Raw genomic sequence first — 16846 nt, 5'->3', positions numbered from 1 at the left:
TTGTCGCCCTTTCGCCACCTCGCCCATCTCACCTGAAGCGCGCGCAGCCGGCACGTTCCGGTCGATTCGAATGCAAGGTCGGGTTGCAAGGAAGGACTTACCATGCCCCGACATCGGCATCCGATTTCGTCACCTTCGGCGATGCGGTTCAACTTTTCCTCATCGCCCCACGCGATACCCCAACAGACGCCACCTTTCCGCCCGAACTGCAGTCGCGACCAGATATTTGCGAACCTACCGAGGCCACTTGGATACCAACAAGATCAGAGGGACCGAGGGGACAGAGCAGGCGCCGACCTTCGTCACCCTGCAATCGTCCGATCCCCATCCTTCCGGTCGTGACGTTTCACCCACTCTGCAAGCACTTCAGGCTGCCTTTCCAAAACAGGACTGATCATGATCAGGGAATTGATGTCGTCACGCCGCTTTGCGCCGCTGTTCTGGGCGCAATTCTTCTCGGCGCTCAATGACAACGTGCTCAAGAACGCGCTCGTCATCATTCTGCTTTACAGCGCTGCAACCGGCCACGGCGACGCGCTGGTGACGGTGGCAGGCGCGGTCTTCATCTTCCCCTATTTCATCCTGTCGGGGCTCGGCGGCCAGCTCGCCGACAAATACGTCAAATCCGTCGTCGCAAGGCGGCTCAAATTCGCCGAGATCTTCGCCGCGGCTTTTGCGGCCGCTGGGTTCTTCCTGCACTCGGTGCCGCTGCTGTTCGCAGCGCTCGCGCTGTTCGGCGTCATCGCCGCGCTGTTCGGGCCCGTGAAATACTCCATGCTTCCGGATCAGCTCGAGCTCGGCGAGCTCGCGACCGGCAACGCGCTGGTCGAAGGCGCGACCTTCATGGCGATCCTGCTCGGCACCGTCGCCGGCGGCCAGTTCGTCGCTGGATCCGCGCATATGGGCTGGGTCGCATCGGCCGTGGTCGTGCTGGCCCTGCTGTCCTGGGCGTTCGCTTCCCGCATTCCGCAGACGACACCGTCCGCGCCCGACCTGCCCGTCGATGCCAATCCCTGGACCTCGACGGTAAGCCTTCTCAAGACCCTGCACGCCGACCACCGGCTGTGGGACGGCACCGTGATCGTCTCCTGGTTCTGGCTGGTCGGCGCGATCGTGCTGTCGCTGCTGCCGGCGCTGGTCAAGGATGTCATCGGCGGCACCGAAGGCGTGGTGACGCTGTGCCTTGCGATCTTCGCGATCGGCATCGCCATCGGCTCGCTGTTCGCGGCCAGCCTCAGCCACGTTCGCCCGAACCTCGCGCTGGTGCCGATCGGTGCCATCATCATGGGGTTCGCCGGCCTCGATCTCGCCTGGGCCATCGGCGTCACCGCCAAGGGCCAGGACATCGCCGCGGCCGACTTCGCGACCTCGTTCGCGGGCCTGCGCATGCTGGTCGACTTCGTCGCCTTCGCGTTCGGCGGCGGCCTGTTCGTCGTTCCCTCCTTCGCCGCGGTCCAGGCTTGGTCGGCGCCATCCGAGCGCGCCCGCATCATCGCCGCCGGCAACGTGCTGCAGGCGGCCTTCATGGTTGTCGGCTCGCTGTTCGTCGCGCTGCTGCAGGCGGCCGGCCTTCATATCGGCTGGATCTTCTTTGGTCTCGGCGTCGCCAGCTTCGGCGCAGTCTGGTTCGTGCTGACCAAGTGGGGCAAGGAAGGCGTCCGCGACTTCGGCGGATTATTGTTCCGCGCATTGTTCCGGACCGAGGTTCGCGGGCTGGAAAACCTGCCGCCTCCGGGCACGCGGATGCTGATCGCGCCCAACCATGTCAGCCTGATCGACGGCCCGCTGCTGCACGCCGTGCTGCCGATCGACGCGAGCTTCGCAGTCGACACCGGCATCGCCAAAGCCTGGTGGGCGAAGCCTTTCCTGCGCGTCGTCAAGCACTACACCATGGATCCGACCAAGCCGCTGGCCGCGCGCGACCTGATCAAGCTGGTCGCCGCCGGCGAGCCGGTTGTGATCTTCCCGGAGGGACGCATCACCGTCTCGGGCTCGCTGATGAAGGTCTATGACGGCACCGCGATGATCGCGGACAAGGCCGATGCCGTGGTGGTGCCGGTCCGCATCGAGGGCGCGCAGCGCTCGCATCTCAGCTATCTCAACGCCAGCCAGGTCAAGCGCTCGTGGTTTCCGCGGGTGACGGTCACCATCCTGCCGCCGGTCAAGCTTCCGGTCGACCCGGCGCTGAAGGGCAAGGTGCGCCGCAATGCCGCCGGGGCCGCACTTCAGGACGTGATGATCGACGCTCTCGTCAAGAACGCCATGCTCGATCACTCGTTGTTCGAGGCGCTCGGACATGCCTATCGCGACCGCGACACCGGCAAGGTCATCATCGAGGACGCGCTCGGCACCAAGCTGACCTATCGCAAGCTGATCCTCGGCGCGCAGGTCCTGAGCCGGAAGCTGGAGAGCGGCACCATCGTCGGAGAGAATGTCGGCGTGCTGCTGCCGAATTCCGCAGGCGTCGCCGTCGTCTTCATGGCGCTGCAGAACATCGGCCGGGTCCCGGCGATGCTCAACTTCTCGGCCGGCCCCGTCAACGTGCTCGCCGCCATGAAGGCCGCGCAGATCAAGACCGTGCTGACCTCGAAGGCCTTCATCGAGAAGGGCAAACTGGACAAGCTGATGGCTGCGATCTCCGGAGAAGCCCGGGTCGTCTATCTCGAGGACGTCCGCGCCTCGATCGGCACCGCCGACAAGATCAAGGGCCTGCTCGCCGGCACGAAGCCGCGCGTCGTCCGCCAGGCCAGCGATCCGGCCGTGGTCCTGTTCACGTCGGGTTCGGAAGGAACGCCCAAGGGCGTGGTGCTGTCCCACCGCAACATCCTCGCCAACGCGGCGCAGGCTTTGGCGCGGGTCGATGCCAACGCCAATGACAAGGTGTTCAACGTGCTGCCGGTGTTCCACTCGTTCGGGCTCACGGGCGGCATGATGATGCCGATGCTCGCGGGCATTCCGATCTACATGTATCCCTCGCCGCTGCACTACCGGATCGTGCCCGAGCTGATCTACCAGACCGGCGCGACCATCCTGTTCGGCACCGACACGTTCCTCACCGGCTATGCGCGCTCGGCGCATGCCTACGACTTCCGTACCTTGCGCCTCGTGATCGCCGGCGCCGAGGCGGTCAAGGACCGCACGCGGCAGGTCTTCATGGAACGCTACGGCATTCGCATCCTCGAAGGCTATGGCGTCACCGAGACCGCGCCGGTGCTGGCGATGAACACGCCGATGGCTAATCGTCCCGGCACCGTCGGCCGCCTGTCGCCGCTGATGGAAAGCCGCCTCGATCCGGTCCCCGGCATCGAGGAGGGTGGACGGCTCTCGGTACGCGGACCAAACGTGATGCTCGGCTACCTCAGGGCGGAAAATCCCGGCGTGCTCGAAGTGCTCCCGGAGGGCTGGCACGACACCGGCGACATCGTGGCGATCGACCCCGCCGGCTTCATCACCATCAAGGGCCGCGCCAAGCGCTTTGCCAAGATCGCGGGCGAAATGGTGTCACTGTCGGCGGTCGAAGCCATCGCGACCACACTGTGGCCGCAAGCCGCATCGGTCGCGGTGTCGATCCCCGATCCGCGCAAGGGCGAGCGCATCGTGCTGCTGACGACGGAGAAGAACGCCGAGCGCAGCGCAATGCAGGGCCAGGCCAAGACGATCGGCGCCTCCGAGCTGACCGTTCCCGCGGCGATCATGGTGGTCGACAAAAGTGCCGCTGCTCGGCACCGGCAAGACCGACTACGTCACGGCCACCGCAATGGCCCGCGAGCAGGCGTCAGCGCCCGAGCGCGAGGTGGCGTAAGACCGATGCAAAAGGCGCCTCAATCAGGCGACGCACGATGCCCGGGAGTGGTTCTGCTTCACGGCATCGCGCGGACCTCGGCGTCCCTGACCAGGCTGGAGCGGGCGCTCCGGGCGATGGAATTAACGGGTCACGCCGCGGTCCTTCGCTCCTGCGCATAGCGCACGAGCGCAGCGAAGCGATAGATGCCGTGCACGAACTTGCCGTAGGCATGGTGACGAACAGCGCGAACACCGCGCCGAGATGCAGCGCCAGCAGCGGCCCCATCGCGGCGGTCTCGCGCAGGACCAGAAGTGCCATCCGGTGAGGGCCGGTCAGGAACAGCATGGCGATGAAGCCGACATCCATGCCGTAGCGGTTTCTCGTCGAGCAGCGCCGGATCGCGCCGCATCTTGGCCATGAACAGGCCGACCGGACCGATGATCAGACCGACTCCGCCGAGTGTGCCCAGCACCACCGGCAGGTCCCACCACGGATACGGCGCCTCGCGCGCAAGCAAATAGTGATATAGCGTCGCCACCGATGTCGCGGCAAAGCACAGCAGGAATCCGTAGAAGGTCAGGTGGTGATAGAATTTGCGCCGGTCGGTCGGCTTGTCGTCCTCGTTGTAGCAACCGACGCCGCCGCCATGGAGATAGCGCAGCTCGCCGGCATCGCGGATCGCCTGAAAGATCGAGCCCCCATCGGCGCGGCCGCCGACGGGGCGCCGATGTCGCGCCAGAAAGCGCGCACACTCATGACGAGAGCCAGGATCGCATAGAGGAACGCGATGCTGAACAGTGCCGCCATCGCGTTATGCGGCATCAGTCTGTAGAACGCGCCGGGGCCGGTGTGCACGCCGAACAGCACGCTGCGGTCGTTCAGGGCGGCGAAGCCGAGGATGAAGACGGCCATGCTGAGCGCGGGCGACGATGCTGATGACGAGGCCATTGCGGGCGAAGGCGCCGGACAGCGCACCCGGCCAGGCATAAGCGGCATAGGACTCGGAACGCGCGATCGCGAGCGTCTTGGGGACATTGACGTTGAACTCATGTGGCGGCGAGAACTGGCAGTCGACATAGCAGGCGCCGCAGCCATGGCAGAGATTGGCGAGATAGTTGAGGTCGCCGTCCGAGAAGGCGCGGCGCATCTCCATCGCCGGAAATACCGCGCACAGCCCCTCGCAGTAACGGCAGGAATTGCAGACCGTCATCAGACGATCGGCTTCGTCCAAAATCTTAGTTCCGTGCATGTTTCGCCGCTTCCCGTCCTGCGATCCGCCCGAACACGCTGCCGATGGTCATGCCCATGCCGGCGGCATAACCCTTGCCGAGCACGTTGCCGGCCATGATCTCGCCGGCCGCGAACATGTTGGCCGACGGCTTGCCGTCAGCCATCTGCATCCGGGCTTCTTTGTTAACGCGCGTGCCGAGATAGGTGAAGGTGATGCCGGGCCGCACCGGATAAGCGAGATAAGGCGGCGTCTCGATTTTGCGCGCCCAGTGCGTTTTTGGCGGCGTGATGCCCTCGGTGACGCAGTCGTCCAGGATGGTGTGGTCGAAAGTCCCGGGCCGCACCGCCGCGTTGAATTCGGTGATGGTCTTCTCCAACGCGGCCGGATCGAGCTCGAGCTTGCCGGCAAGTTCCCCGATCGTCTGCCCGGCAATCGGCGGGAACAGCGTCGGCATGAAGCTCGTGACGACGGTGGAATCGAAAATGATGTAGGCGATCTGGTCGGGCTGCGCCGCGACCAGCCGGCCCCAGATCGCGTAGCGCTTCGGCCAGATATCCTCGCCCTCGTCATAGAAGCGCTGCGCGTGCTTGTTCACGACGATGCCGAACACGACGGAGTCGTGGCGCGTGATGATCCCGCCGTCGAATTTCGGCGCGCGGGCGTCGATCGCGACCGCATGGCACTGGGTGGGATCGCCGACCTCCTGCACGCCCTTGTCGAGCAGCATCTTCAGGATCGAACCCGCGATTATAGGGCGTGCCGCGAATCAAGAAATTATCGGCCGCATCGCCCCAATATTGCTTGAGCCATTCGATGTTGGCCTCGAACCCGCCGGCGGCTGCGACCAGGGAGGTCGCGCGGATCTCGGTCTCGCCCCTGATCGGCCGTTTCAGGCGCGCGGCGAGGAACATGCCGTCCTCGATCACGAGGTCGGTGACCTCGGCATCGTATTCGACATCGACGCCGAGCCGCTCGGCGGTCAGATACAGCGCGTTCAGCATCGCGCGGCCACCGCCGAGAAAGAAGGAATTGGTTCGGCCGAGGCTCAGCGTGCCACCGAGCGAGGGTTGCCAGCGCACGCCCTGCTCCACGATCCAGTTCAGGATGTCCTTGGACTCGCGGATCATGTGGCGTGCGAGCACCTCGTCGGTCTGACCGCCGGTGACGCGCAGCAGGTCTTCCCAGAACTCCTCCTCGGTATAGGGGCCGGTCAGGATTTCGGTGGCCGCATCATGGGCGCAGCGCATGTTGCGGGTGTGGCGAGTGTTTCCGCCGCGGTAGAATTTCGGCGCGCCTTCGAGCACGAGCACCGATGCTCCGCCGCGCCGCGCCGCGATTGCCGCGCACAGCGCCGCGTTGCCGCCGCCGATCACCAGCACGTCGTATTTGCTGCTCATGCCGTCTGCCCGATGCGACGATGTGGAGACATTCTATCCGCCGGCGGCTCCGGTCAACCTCACCGCCATTGCGTACTTTTGTATACAAAGATATACAGGAGCCCTGCAAGCGTCATCTCTGCATGGGCAGGATGCGCCTGGCTTCGAGGAAACATGGCGAGGCGTCCGGCAAAGACACGCGGATCGATCGCGCGCGGCGGCGGCGTCGCGCTCGGCGAAGCCGTGTTTCGCTCGCTCTGCGAGGCGCTTCAGGCCGGCAGCTACCGCGCCGGCGACCGCCTTCGCGAGGAAGAGGTCGCGCAACGGCTGAACGTCAGCCGCACACCGGTCCGCGAAGCGCTGGGCCGGCTCGCGGCACGCGGCTTCGTCGAGCCCGCCGGCGGCCGCGGGGTGATCGTGCGCAACCTCGACATATCGGAGGTGCTCGAGCTCTACGCCATGCGCGAGATCATGGAAGGCGCCGCGGCACGCTTGGCCGCCGAGCACGCCTCGGCGACGGAGATCGATGCGCTCCGCGACATCGAGCAGGCTTTTGTCGAGGCATCGAAGACAGATACGGCCGAGATGGCTCGGCTCAACCGCGCCTTCCACGAAGCCATCTGCCGCGCCGCGCGCAACCGCTATCTCGACAGCGCCTCTCGCGAATTGCAGGACTGGATCGCCTTGCTCGGCCCCACCACCTTCACCGTGACGGGGCGCCCGTCGACCAGCCACCGCGAGCATGAGGCCATCATCGAGGCCATCGCCGCGCGCGACGGCAACAAGGCCGAGCAGCTCGCCCGCGCGCATATTCGCGAAGCGCTGCGCTGCCGTCTGAAGCTGTTGCAGAAGCAGTAGAACTGCTCATCGCCTCGCCCGTCGCGCGGGACGCACATCATCGACCGAGGCTGCAACGGCACCGTCGAGCAGATCGGTCGGACCGCCCAGCGTACGCGTCAGGCGGATAGCGGTCTTCAACAGCAGCGATGACATCGCCTTGATAGTGTCGCGCGTAAAGCGCGGCTTCGGCCCCGAGAGCGACAGCGCACCAACACATTTCCCGCCCGGACCGAACACCGGACAGGCAAGCCCGGCGCAATCCGGGTCGCGCTCGCCGAACGACACGGCGATGCATCCCTCGCGGATCTCGTCATAGGCCTCGCCTTCCTCGCCGTCGAAGGCCAGAATGATGCGGCCGGCCGCCCCCCGGTCGAGCGGAAGCAGGGCGCCAGCCTCGACCCGGTCGAGCGTCGAATGCCGGGAATCAACGCGAAAGACGCACAGACGGCGCCTGGCATCATGCCGCACGTGGAACGAAGGGCTTTCGGTCCCGTCGGCCACGAGCTGCCGCAGCAGCGGCATCACCCGATCGTGCAGATTGTTGCTGCGCTGGTAGACCGCACCCAGCCGGAACGGGGTCGGGCCAAGATGGTAGCGACCGTCGGCGAGCTGGACGAGATAGCCGAATTCCTGCAGCGACGTCATCAGCCGCAGCAACGTGCTCTTGTACATCTTGGTGCGCCGGGCGAGCTCGGCCAGCGTCATCGGCTCCGGCGCGTCCTCGAAGGCGGCCAGAATGCTGAGAGCGCGATCGACGGCTGCGACGCCGGGCGAAGGCATGTCGTCTCCTATTGAGGAAATCCGGAGGGATCGATGAGCTTTGCGATGACGGGAAAATACGCATCCGCCATGCCCTTGTCGATCGTCTCCTGGAAGATCTCGCGCATCAGCGCCGCTCCGCGCAGGTTCAGCCCGGCCTGCGCGCCCAGCTCCAGCGCGTACGAGAGATCCTTCATGGCATACTCGGTCGAGAAGGCCCGCAGTGGAAATTCCTTGGCGACGATCGCCTTCATGCCGTGGTTGCGCAGGGCGAAGCTGTCCGCCGAACCCTTGGACAGCGTCTCCAGCAGCAGCTTCGGCTCGACACCATTATGTTTGGCGAGGGCGACGGCCTCCGCCAGCGCGTTGACCGTCTCGAACAGCACCATGTTGTTGAGGATCTTCGTCACCTGCCCTGCGCCGGTCCCGCCACAAAGCGTGACATCGGTGGCGAAATGCCGGAGCAGCGGCTCGACCCGAGCGAACTGTTCGGGCGTCGCGCCGACCATGACGCTGAGCGTGCCGTCCTGGGCCGCCTGACGCGTGCGTGCGATCGGCGCATCGATCCAGAGCGCGCCGTTGTCGGCGAGCTGCTTGGCGCACGAGCGGGTCTGGCCGACATCGGAGGTGCCGAGATCGATCACGGCCTGACCGCGCCTGATCTTCGGCAAGATGCTCTCGAACACGGACATCACGTGCCTGGCGCTGGGCAGACACAAGAAGATAGTCTCGCTACCACAAACGACATCCCCGATCGACGGCGCCGCGGTCGCACCATCAGCCGCGATCCGCGCCAAGGGTTCCTTGGCAAGGTCGAAGGCCAGCACTGTTCGTCCGCTCTTGCGCACCAGGTTGCGACAGATCGGCTCGCCCATGACGCCGAGACCGATGAATCCAATTGAATCAGACATTCCGTACTCTCCGAGGAAATCCTCAAGCCGGGCGGGTGCAATCCCGCCCGGCCGACGCAGTTACTTGACCAGCGGGCAGCCGCCTTCGCTCATCGGCCGAAACACCTTTTCGCCCGGCTTGGAGCTGACGATCCGGTAGTAGTCGAACTTGTACTTGGACTCCTCCGGCTTCTTCACCTGGACCAGGTACATGGTGTGCAGCACGCGCCCGTCCGGGCGGATCGCGACATCCTTGTTGTACATGTCGTTGACCTTCAGCTCGTGCATCTTGGCGGCGACGGCCGTCGCATCCGTGGTGCCGGCGGCCTTCACCGCGGCGAGGTAGTGATGGACGCCGCTATAGACGCCGGCTTGCACCATGCTGGCGACCTTGCCATCCATCAAGCCAGCGTAGCGCTTGGACCAGGCCCGGGTTTGCTCGTCGAGGTCCCAGTAGAACGAGGTCGTTACCTGCAGGCCCTGAGTGACTTTCAGGCCAAGCGAATTCACGTCGGTGATGAAGACGAGCAGGCCGGCGAGCTTCTGCCCGCCCTCGACGACGCCGAATTCACCCGCCTGCTTGATCGCGGTCTGCACATCCGCGCCTGATGTCGCGAGACCAACGACGTCGGCCTTCGAGGCCTGCGCCTGCAGCAGGAACGAGGCGAAGTCGGCGGTCCCGAGCGGATGCGCGGCCGATCCGATCACCTTGCCGCCCGCGGCCTCAATGAACTTGGTGGCATCTCGCTGCAGCGCGTGGCCGAACGCGTAGTCGGCGGTTACAAAATACCAGGACTTTCCGCCGGCGCGCGTGATGGCGTCGCTGGTCAGCTTCGACAGCGCGTAGGTGTCGTAGTTGAAATGGAAGCTAACCGGGGAGCAGGATTTCCCGGTGAAATCGGATGAGCCGGGGCCGGAGATGACGAAGATCTTGTTCTTCTGCTTGGCCACTTCGAGGATGGCAAAGCCGGCCGACGACGCCGCACCATCTGCGATCATGTCGACGCCTTCATTGTCAAACCATTTTCGCGCGGTGGCCGAAGCGATATCCGGCTTGTTCTGGTGGTCGGCCGAGATGATCTCGATCTTCTTGCCGAGCAGCTCGTTGCCGAAGTCCTCCGCAGCGAGCTTTGCCGCTGCTACCGATCCGCGGCCGCCATTGTCCGCGAACACGCCGGACTGGTCGTTGAGCACGCCGATCCTGATCGTATTGTCAGCCGCGAGAGCGGCACCCGTCTGCGCGGCCAGAACGGCCGCCATCATCCAGCTCAACTTCATAACATAAGCCTCCCGTTTACAACTTTTGCTCGTCAAGAATGTCTTGCAGCACCGGCGCGATGTAGCGACGGAACTGATCTGGGTTTTCGCTCATCGGAAAATGGCCGAGCCGCTCCATGATGGTTGCTCTTGCGCCAGGAATGCCGGCGGCGGTACGCAGCGTATCCTCCGGCGTGCAGGAGAAATCGTATTCGCCGGTGAGGAGATAGAGCGGACACTGGTTGACGTCGATGCTACCCGTCCGTCCGCGCAGATCGCCGTCGACCCTGTAGAAATACAGGTCGCCCTTGAAGATGCCGGGGCCACCCTGCTTGTAGCTCCACAGCGTCTCATTGCGCCCGGCCTCCGGGCCGTTTGGCGCGATCAAGCCCGAAACCAAGGCGGCGCAGACTTCTCCGCCATGAACGTCGGGCCGGTTCAGCCACGCCGTGTCGTACCAGGGCTGCTGAAAGTCCGCGGCCTCGAGACCTATCAGGGCACGGAATTCGCGCGCATGTTCAATGGCGAGATTGAGTACGATGCGCCCGCCGATCGAACAACCCATCACAACAGGCCGATCCAATCCCAACGCGTTGCAGAACGCGCGGATTGTCGTGGTGTAGCTCGCGGTGCTCAGCCGGTATTCGCTATCATATTGACTGTCCGGCGGATTGGACTTGCCGTGCCAGGGCATGTCGAAAGCGATGATGCGGTAGTTCCTGGTGAACTCCTCATCGACCAGCAAATGACGCCATTGCCGCGCATCGGCGCCAGCGGTGTGCAGGCAAACCAGCGGGATGCCGCTGCCGTTCTCCTCGAAATAGATCCGGTTGATCTCCCCCTCGATCTCGACATGCACGTAGCGGCCGACGATGGGCTCGATTAAGCCACCGGTCATGACACGCCTCCGAAGCCGTTACGACGCGGCAATGCGAGCAGATCCTTGAAATACTGAAGATGGGTCATGAAGGGATGGATCTCGCCTTCGAGCGTCGCCTCTCCGCGCTTGGTCAACGCCAGCAGATCATGCCACCCCGCTAGCGGGAGTGGCTGCCAATAGGCGGGCGAACGCGGCAGGCGTGGCACGATAGGCGAAGCGCCAGGATCGCATCAACACAGGAGCCCGCGCCATATCCACGATCTGCCCGGCGCGGATTGTGACGTGGAACGGCTGCGTGTTCGGCCCGAGCAGGCAATCGACGTCGAGCCAGCGACCGCGAGCCGTCAACGCCGCATCGCGCGCCAGCAGAGCCGGGATCGCCGCAAAGGCCGCAACGACGGCGTCAGCGCTAGATGAGATCGGCGCATCAGTGCTTTGGCCGCCGCGCTCAGATGACATCGCTTCATCCCCGTGATCGATCGTTCTATCCAATAGAACGTTATTCTATTTTGATGATAGTTCTATACAGGCCTCGCACGTGAACTCAAGTCCCCCTGCCTGGGCCAGGCAGCCACAAAGGCACAATCGTGGATCTTTATCGATCGCCGTCAGGCAAGCACGTCGGCCACGATCGCCTTCAACACGCGCTGCACATCGGCTGGCTTGAGGCGCACCTGCAATCCCCGCTGGCCGCCATTGAGATAGACTAGATCATGCGCAAGCGCGCTCTGCTCGATCACGGTGCGCACCGGCTTGCGCTGCCCGAACGGGCTGATGCCGCCGACCTTGTAGCCCGTGAGGCGCTCCGCCTCCGGCGGCTTCATCATCTGCGCCGACTTGCCGCTCACGGCTGCGGCGAGCTTCTTCATCGACACTTCCTGGTCGGACGGCACGACGACGCAGACCGGCTTGCCGTCGACTTGCGCCATCAGCGTCTTGAGAACACGTGCCGGGTCTTCGCCGAGCGCGGCGGCCGCCTGAAGGCCGATGCTCTCGGCGTCAGGATCGTAGTCGTAGGCGTGGACGGTGAATGCAATACCGGCAGCCGTGAGCGCGCGGGTGGCGGGGGTGACCTTGGACATAGGCAATGTTTACCACCGGCGCTGCGAGGAGCGAAGCGGCGTGGGGAAAGCCGGCACCACGCAATCACTGTCGTCGCCCGGCTTGACGGGCGATCCAGTACTCCGAGACGGTTGTGATTGCATCGATAGGCCGCGGCGTACTGGATGCCCCGCCTTCGCGGGGCATGACAGCGATGACGAGCCTTCTCCTACTCCGCCGCGTCCCGCATCTCCGCGCGTTCGGCTCTGGCCGCGCAGAATTTGAACTCCGGGATCTTGCCGAAGGGATCGAGTGCCGGGTTGGTCAACAGGTTCGCCGCCGCTTCCGCGTAGCAGAACGGCATGAACACCATGTTCTCCGGCACGTCGCGGTCGGAGCGGACCTTGACCTCGACGGCGCCGCGGCGGGTCTCCAGGCGAATAAAATCGCCGGGCGCAAGCTTCTTCCTGTGCATGTCCTTCGGCGACATGAAGGCGACGGCCTCGGGCTCGATCTGGTCGAGCACCTGCGCGCGGCGCGTCATCGAACCGGTGTGCCAGTGCTCCAGCACGCGGCCGGTCGACAGCACCATCGGATATTCGGCATCGGGAATCTCGTCCGGCGGGATGACGTGAGCCGGCACGATCTTGCCGCGGCCGCTCGCAGTCGGAAAACCCGTGGTGAAGATGATCTCGTTGCCGGGCACGTCGGGACCGTCGACCGGATATGTGACGGCGCCTTCGCGCACCAGCCGCTCCCAGGTGATGTTCTTCAGCGACGGCATCAACTGCGCCATCTCGGTGAAGACGTCGCCGGGACCGGCATAGTCCCAGGGCAGGCCCATGCGCTTGCCGATCTCCTGGATGATCCAGAGATCCTGCCGCGCATCGCCCGGCGGCTTGATCACCTGGCGCGCGAGCTGCACGCGGCGATCGGTGTTGGTGAAGGAGCCTTCCTTCTCGGCGAACGCCGAGGCCGGCAGGATCACGTCGGCGTGGAAAGCGGTCTCGGTGACGAAGAGATCCTGCACCACGAGATGATCGAGCATGGCGAGCGCCTGGCGCGCATGCTGCAGGTCGGGGTCGGACATCGCGGGATTCTCGCCCTCGATATACATGCCCGTGATCTCGCCGGCGTGGATCGCGTTCATGATCTCGACCACGGTCAGGCCGCGGACGGGATCGAGATCCTGCTGCCAGAGCTTTTCGAAGCTACCGCGCAGATCGTCGCGGCCCACCGGCTGATAATCCGGCAGGAACATCGGGATCAGGCCGGCGTCGGAGGCACCTTGCACGTTGTTCTGGCCGCGCAAGGGATGCAGACCCGTGCCGGGCCGGCCGACCTGGCCGGTGATGAGCGCCAGCGCGATCAGGCAGCGCGCATTGTCGGTGCCGTGGACATGCTGGCTGATCCCCATGCCCCAGAAGATGATCGACGATTTTGCACGCGCGTAGGTCCGTGCAACCTCGCGCAGGGTCTGCGCCGGGATGCCGCAGATCGCCTCCATCTTCTCCGGCGTGAATTCCTTGATCTTCTCCTTCAGGTCCTCGAACCCTTCGGTGTAGCCGGCAATATACTGATCGTCGGTCAGGCCTTCAGAGATGATCGTATTGATCATCGCATTCAGCATGGCGACGTCGGAGCCCGGCTTGAACTGCAGATGCTTGGTCGCGTGACGCGACAGCGTCTGCCGGCGCGGATCCATCACGAACAGCTTGGCGCCATTCTGCTTCACCGCGTTCTTGATGAAGGTCGCGGCAACCGGGTGGTTCACGGTCGGATTGGCGCCGATCACGATGATGACCTCGGCGTCCATTGCGGCTGCGAACGGCGCCGACACCGCGCCCGAGCTGAGGCCTTCGAACAGCGCCGCCACCGAGGAGGCGTGGCACAGACGGGTGCAATGGTCGACATTGTTGGAGCCGAAGCCGGTGCGCACAAGCTTCTGGAACAGATAGGCTTCTTCGTTCGAGCCCTTGGCCGAGCCGAAGCCGGCCAGCGCCTTCACGCCCTTCTCGTCGCGGATCTTGACGAGGCCCTTGGCGGCGATGTCGAGCGCTTCTTCCCAGCTCGCTTCGCGGAAATGCGTAAAGGGATTGGCCGGATCGACCTGGTCGTTGGAATCCTTCTTCGCGTTCGGCAGCCGCACCAGCGGCTTGGTCAGGCGATGCGGATGGTGGATGTAATCGAAGCCGAAGCGGCCCTTCACGCAAAGACGGTTGTGATTGGCGGGGCCGTCACGACCCTCCGCATAGATCACCTTCTCGTCCTTGACCTCGTAGGTGACCTGACAGCCGACGCCGCAGAACGGGCAGAGCGAATCCACCTTCCTGTCGGCATAGGTGACGCGGGTCTGCTTCTCGTCGAGCATCACGGCCGGCATCAACGCGCCGGTCGGGCAGGCCTGAACGCATTCGCCGCAGGCGACGCAGGTGGACTCGCCCATGGGATCGTCGAAGTCGAACACGATCTTCGAGCCATGGCTGCGATAAGCCATGCCGATGACGTCGTTGACCTGGACCTCGCGGCAGGCGCGCACGCACAGGCCGCACTGGATGCAGGCATCGAGATTGACGCGCATCGCCGGATGGCTGGCGTCGGTCGCCCAGCGCTCGGCAGCGGGGAAGCGGCTCTCGGTGACGCCTGTGGTCTCGGCCCAGTGCCAGAACTTCGAATCCGGATCGTGGCTGGTCTCGCGCGCCGGCTGGTCGGCGACCAGCAGCTCCATCACCATCTTCTGCGCCGAGACGGCGCGCGCGCTCTCGGTCTTGACCTTCATGCCGACGGACGGCGTGCGCTTGCAGGACGCGGCGAGCACGCGCTCACCCTCGATCTCGACCATGCAGGCGCGGCAATTGCCATCAGGGCGATAATCCGGCGCGGGCGAATAGCAGAGATGCGGAATCTCGCGGCCCCCGCGTTTTGCGACTTGCCAGATCGTCTCGCCGGGGTTGGCCTCGACCTGCTTGCCGTCGAGCTCGAACGTAATCTTGGTCATTCGGCCGCTTCCTTGAACTCGTCAGGGAAATATTTGATCACGGTGGACAGCGGATTCGATGCCGCCTGTCCGAGCCCGCAGATCGAGGCATCGCGCATCGCCTGGCTCAATTCTTCCAGAAGTGCGCGGTTCCAGACCGGCTGCTGCATCAGCTGCGCCGCCTTCTGGGTTCCGACGCGACACGGCGTACACTGGCCGCAGCTCTCGTCCTCGAAGAACTTCATCAGGTTCAGCGCCGCCCCGCGCACGCTGTCCTTCTGGGACAAGATCACGATCGCGGCCGAACCGATGAAGCAGCCGTATTTTTCCAGCGTGCCGAAATCGAGCGGGATGTCGTCCATCGACGCCGGCAGGATACCACCGGACGCGCCGCCCGGCAGGTAGGCGTAGAATTGATGGCCGTCGGCCATGCCGCCGCAATATTCGTCGATCAGCTCGCGCACGGTAATGCCCGCGGGCGCCAGCTTCATGCCGGGATTTTTCACGCGGCCCGAGACCGAGAAGCTGCGCAGGCCATGACGCTCGTGGCGGCCATTGCCCTTCCACCAGTCGGCCCCCTTCTCGACGATGTCGCGCACCCACCACAGCGTCTCTATGTTGTTGATCAGCGTCGGCAATCCGAACAGGCCGACCTGGAACGGATAAGGCGGCTTGTGCCGGGGCAGGCCGCGCTTGCCCTCGATGCTTTCGAGCAGCGAGGATTCCTCGCCGCAGATGTAAGCGCCGGCGCCGCGGCGCATGTGCAGCGTCGGGCCGCCCGGCGGCAGCTTTGCAATTTCGCGTTCGAGGATCTCGCGCGAGGCTGGATATTCGTCGCGCAGATAGATGTAGATGTCCGAGGCCTGCACCACATGAGCGCCGATCAGCATGCCCTCGATGAAGCGATGCGGATCGCTTTCGAGATAGACGCGGTCTTTGAAGGTGCCCGGCTCGCCCTCGTCGCCGTTGATCGCCATCAGCCGCGGACCGGGCTCGCCAAGCACGGCGCGCCATTTGCGTCCCGTCGGGAAGCCGGCGCCGCCGAGGCCGCGCAGCGAGGCGTCGTCGAGCCCCTTCAGGAGATCGTCTTTCGACAGCTCGCCCGAGCGCACGCGATTGAGGAGCTTGTAGCCGCCGCCGGCGACATAGGCGTCGTAGTCGACATATTTCGGCAGGTGCGCGTGGGTGTCGCCGGCCTTGGCCGCCGCCATCACGCTGGCGACGGTCGCATGATCGACGAAGTTGTGGCCGACTTCCGCGGCAGGCGCAGTGTCGCAGCGGCCGACACAGGGCGCGCGCACCACGCGGATGCCGGGACCCGATGCGCTCTGCAGATCCTCGAGCAGCTTCTCACCGCCGAGCATCGCACAAGTGAGAGAATCGCAGACGCGGATCGTGAGCGGGGCGATATCAGGCTCGCCTTCCTTCACGATGTCGAAATGCGCGTAGAAAGTCGCGGTCTCGAACACCTCGGCAAAGGCGAGCTTCATCTCATCGGCAAGCGCGGCCAGATGCGCGGCCGATATCTGGTGATATTTGTCCTGGATCAGGTGCAGATATTCGATCAGGAGATCGCGCCGCCGCGGCTTGTCGCCGAGCAGCTGCTCGATCTCGTGCGCGGCGGCGGGATCGATCTGCCGTCCCTTGGGCGTGGCCTTGGCGCGCCGGCGCCCCTCGCCGGGATGCTCGAACGGGCGGACCTTGTGGACGTCGTGGCTCATCGATTCGTCTCGATCTCGTGTTTTAGAACCGCTCCAGTTCTAGCCCTTGGCATGCCAGATGCCAAGCAATTATCATGCTTTCGGAAGCAG

Annotated in this window: 9 protein-coding genes and 3 pseudogenes; 2 read left to right on the top strand and 10 right to left on the bottom strand. The window is 64.7% G+C overall.

Annotated elements, in window-relative coordinates:
- Positions 1-396: 396 nt before the first annotated feature.
- Positions 397-3802, top strand: a pseudogene (locus tag CIT39_RS07500) (acyl-[ACP]--phospholipid O-acyltransferase).
- Positions 3803-3932: 130 nt separating this feature from the next.
- Here the strand turns inward: CIT39_RS07500 and tcuB are convergent.
- A pseudogene (gene tcuB, locus CIT39_RS07495) lies at positions 3933-5033 on the bottom strand (tricarballylate utilization 4Fe-4S protein TcuB).
- Positions 5020-6412: pseudogene (tcuA, locus tag CIT39_RS07490) on the bottom strand (FAD-dependent tricarballylate dehydrogenase TcuA). The pseudogenes tcuB and tcuA overlap by 14 nt, the downstream one beginning before the upstream one ends.
- Before the next feature lie 153 nt (positions 6413-6565).
- Here tcuA and CIT39_RS07485 point away from each other — a divergent pair.
- Positions 6566-7249 carry a GntR family transcriptional regulator gene (locus tag CIT39_RS07485; RefSeq protein WP_094973755.1) on the top strand — a complete coding sequence of 228 codons (684 nt, stop codon included), beginning with the start codon at positions 6566-6568 and terminating at the stop codon, positions 7247-7249.
- Between the two features lie 6 nt (positions 7250-7255).
- On the opposite strand, the gene CIT39_RS07480 is transcribed toward CIT39_RS07485, so the two are convergent.
- From CIT39_RS07480 to CIT39_RS07445, 8 genes are all read right to left on the bottom strand, one after another.
- Positions 7256-8011, bottom strand: coding sequence for an IclR family transcriptional regulator (locus CIT39_RS07480; RefSeq protein WP_094973754.1), 756 nt, complete (start codon positions 8009-8011; stop codon positions 7256-7258).
- 8 nt (positions 8012-8019) lie between these two features.
- Positions 8020-8901 carry an NAD(P)-dependent oxidoreductase gene (locus CIT39_RS07475; protein WP_094973753.1) on the bottom strand — a complete coding sequence of 294 codons (882 nt, stop codon included), beginning with the start codon at positions 8899-8901 and terminating at the stop codon, positions 8020-8022.
- Between the two features lie 60 nt (positions 8902-8961).
- Positions 8962-10158 (bottom strand): ABC transporter substrate-binding protein, encoded by a 1197-nt coding sequence (locus tag CIT39_RS07470; RefSeq protein ID WP_094973752.1) that lies wholly within the window; start codon positions 10156-10158, stop codon positions 8962-8964.
- A 16-nt stretch (positions 10159-10174) separates the two neighbouring features.
- Positions 10175-11035 (bottom strand): alpha/beta fold hydrolase, encoded by an 861-nt coding sequence (locus CIT39_RS07465; RefSeq protein ID WP_094973751.1) that lies wholly within the window; start codon positions 11033-11035, stop codon positions 10175-10177.
- 126 nt (positions 11036-11161) lie between these two features.
- Positions 11162-11509, bottom strand: a complete 348-nt coding sequence (locus CIT39_RS07460) for a hypothetical protein (RefSeq protein ID WP_334273089.1) — start codon at positions 11507-11509, stop codon at positions 11162-11164.
- A 116-nt stretch (positions 11510-11625) separates the two neighbouring features.
- Positions 11626-12099 (bottom strand): Cys-tRNA(Pro) deacylase, encoded by a 474-nt coding sequence (ybaK, locus tag CIT39_RS07455; RefSeq protein ID WP_094973749.1) that lies wholly within the window; start codon positions 12097-12099, stop codon positions 11626-11628.
- A gap of 188 nt (positions 12100-12287) precedes the next feature.
- Positions 12288-15056 carry a formate dehydrogenase subunit alpha gene (gene fdhF / locus CIT39_RS07450; protein WP_094973748.1) on the bottom strand — a complete coding sequence of 923 codons (2769 nt, stop codon included), beginning with the start codon at positions 15054-15056 and terminating at the stop codon, positions 12288-12290.
- A complete protein-coding gene (locus tag CIT39_RS07445; RefSeq protein ID WP_094973747.1) occupies positions 15053-16756 on the bottom strand; it encodes an NADH-ubiquinone oxidoreductase-F iron-sulfur binding region domain-containing protein in 1704 nt (567 codons plus the stop codon). The genes fdhF and CIT39_RS07445 overlap by 4 nt, the downstream gene beginning before the upstream one ends.
- Between the last annotated feature and the right edge of the window lie 90 nt (positions 16757-16846).

It is taken from the genome of Bradyrhizobium symbiodeficiens, assembly GCF_002266465.3.
Taxonomy (GTDB): Bacteria; Pseudomonadota; Alphaproteobacteria; order Rhizobiales; family Xanthobacteraceae; genus Bradyrhizobium; species Bradyrhizobium symbiodeficiens.
Note: the sequence above shows the minus strand (reverse complement) of the source record. Positions and strands in the feature narration are given on the sequence as shown.

Excerpts from the sequence above, each read along its gene's own strand:
- CIT39_RS07445 (WP_094973747.1), bottom strand. The coding sequence starts at position 16,756 with ATGAGCCACGACGTCCACAAGGTCCGCCCGTTCGAGCATCCCGGCGAG.
- CIT39_RS07465 (WP_094973751.1), bottom strand. The coding sequence starts at position 11,035 with ATGACCGGTGGCTTAATCGAGCCCATCGTCGGCCGCTACGTGCATGTC.
- fdhF (WP_094973748.1), bottom strand. The coding sequence starts at position 15,056 with ATGACCAAGATTACGTTCGAGCTCGACGGCAAGCAGGTCGAGGCCAAC.
- CIT39_RS07480 (WP_094973754.1), bottom strand. The coding sequence starts at position 8,011 with ATGCCTTCGCCCGGCGTCGCAGCCGTCGATCGCGCTCTCAGCATTCTG.
- CIT39_RS07470 (WP_094973752.1), bottom strand. The coding sequence starts at position 10,158 with ATGAAGTTGAGCTGGATGATGGCGGCCGTTCTGGCCGCGCAGACGGGT.
- CIT39_RS07485 (WP_094973755.1), top strand. The coding sequence starts at position 6,566 with ATGGCGAGGCGTCCGGCAAAGACACGCGGATCGATCGCGCGCGGCGGC.
- ybaK (WP_094973749.1), bottom strand. The coding sequence starts at position 12,099 with ATGTCCAAGGTCACCCCCGCCACCCGCGCGCTCACGGCTGCCGGTATT.
- CIT39_RS07475 (WP_094973753.1), bottom strand. The coding sequence starts at position 8,901 with ATGTCTGATTCAATTGGATTCATCGGTCTCGGCGTCATGGGCGAGCCG.